The following is a 1,352-nucleotide window of genomic DNA, read 5'->3' as shown; positions in this document are numbered from 1 at the left end:
GGCGGGGCGAGGGTCGGGTCGGCGATCATCGCCTGCTCCAGAGGTAGTAGGTCCTGCTGAAGCTGGGCTAGTTGTCGGATGGTGTCAAGTAGGTTGCCGAGCACTGTGCCCTGTCCGGCCAGGGAAGGCAGGGTCGCCGTCGCGGCGACGATGGGTGCGTTTCGATCCAGCACCGCGGCGTAGAAGAGCGACCGTTTGTCGGCGAAGTGCCGATAGAGGGTGCCCTCGGCGACACCCGCCGCAACCGCTATCGAGCGCGTCCGGACGTTGGCGTAGCCGACCTCGCGAACCAGAGCCGTGGTCGCGTCGATAAGGCGTTTTCGGGTGATGTCTCCGCGGGCGTTCATAGGTCTATCCAATCGGACTATTCGGTTATCGGTCTGCGGATGAAGATCACGAGCCCGATGGTGAGTCCGACTGCCGCGTAGAGGCAGCCGATCAGAAGGGCACCGGCAAAAGACAAGTCATCGGTTCCGCCCTGTGCCAGCGCGGTGAGGGTCGTTCCGGGCAGCCACTTGCCCGCGTCGCTCGACGCGGTCTTGATGATCGTCTCGATGAGGAGAACCCACCCGACCCCCACCGAGATGGCGATCGCCGAGGAACGGCTCAGTAAGGCGAGTACGAGTCCGATGATTCCCCAGACCACGCTGGCACTGAATGAATTCATCCAGGCGCGCGCAACTTCGCCGACAACGTCATCCATCCAGAGTTCGGTCGAAATTCCCGCGGCTTCCGCCGAGGGCAGCGCGGCCGCCAGGTTGACGGCGACCGCCAGCGTTGTGGCTAGGGCCGTCCAGATCAGCAGTGCTCCTATCTTCCCGAGCAGTAGCCTCCAGCGGTGTGGCTGGGCGGCGGCGAGCAGACGAATGAGGCCCGTGCTGTAGTCCGAGGCCGTTGCGATCGCCCAGAACGACAGTGTGATCACTCCGAACATGCTTGCCGCGGAGGAGACGCCCGCGACGAGTCCCGATGAGCTTTCAAGATTTGCCACGCTTGGGAACGAGACTCCCGGTCCTCCGCCAGGAGGCGCAGATCCGTTGGCTGCGATCGTGTAAATCACCGTGTTGATCAGGACAGCGAAGACGGCCATGAGGCCCAGCCAGCCCAGCCAGATTCCCCGCCGGTTGAGGCGGGTGAGTTCGCTTCGTAATTCACGCATTGGTGGCAACCTTCTTCCGGGCACCCTGCGGGGCGGCCGATGAGATGGGTGTCGGCGCCGCCGTCAACTCGAGGAACACGTCCTCGAGGGATTCGTCGATCGGGGTCAGGCGGCTGAGCGTGATGCCTGCCTCGTGGGCAGCGCGATTGAGCGCCGCCGCGGCGGTGGCGGGGCCGTGCACGACTAGCGAGTC

At 64.6% G+C, this 1,352-nt stretch carries 2 protein-coding genes and 1 pseudogene; all 3 read right to left on the bottom strand.

All coding sequences use genetic code 11. From position 1 onward, the window contains the following. A partial coding sequence (locus E3O62_RS05455; protein WP_134397808.1) for a TetR/AcrR family transcriptional regulator occupies nucleotides 1-347 on the bottom strand: 347 nt, incomplete at its 3' end. 17 nt (nucleotides 348-364) lie between these two features. Continuing rightward, the gene (locus tag E3O62_RS05450; protein ID WP_134397807.1) at nucleotides 365-1,159 is read right to left on the bottom strand and encodes a hypothetical protein; all 795 of its coding nucleotides are present in this window, start codon (nucleotides 1,157-1,159) and stop codon (nucleotides 365-367) included. Then, a pseudogene (locus tag E3O62_RS16525) lies at nucleotides 1,152-1,352 on the bottom strand (hypothetical protein); the annotation flags it as partial. The pseudogene E3O62_RS16525 and the gene E3O62_RS05450, both read right to left, overlap by 8 nt.

The sequence above is a fragment of the Cryobacterium sp. TMT2-15-1 genome, from assembly GCF_004402345.1.
In the GTDB taxonomy this organism is placed as follows: domain Bacteria; phylum Actinomycetota; class Actinomycetes; order Actinomycetales; family Microbacteriaceae; genus Cryobacterium; species Cryobacterium sandaracinum.
The sequence above is the reverse complement of the archived record's forward strand: the minus strand, read 5'-3'. Positions and strand labels throughout refer to the sequence as shown.

Excerpts from the sequence above, each read along its gene's own strand:
- E3O62_RS05450 (WP_134397807.1), bottom strand. The coding sequence starts at position 1,159 with ATGCGTGAATTACGAAGCGAACTCACCCGCCTCAACCGGCGGGGAATC.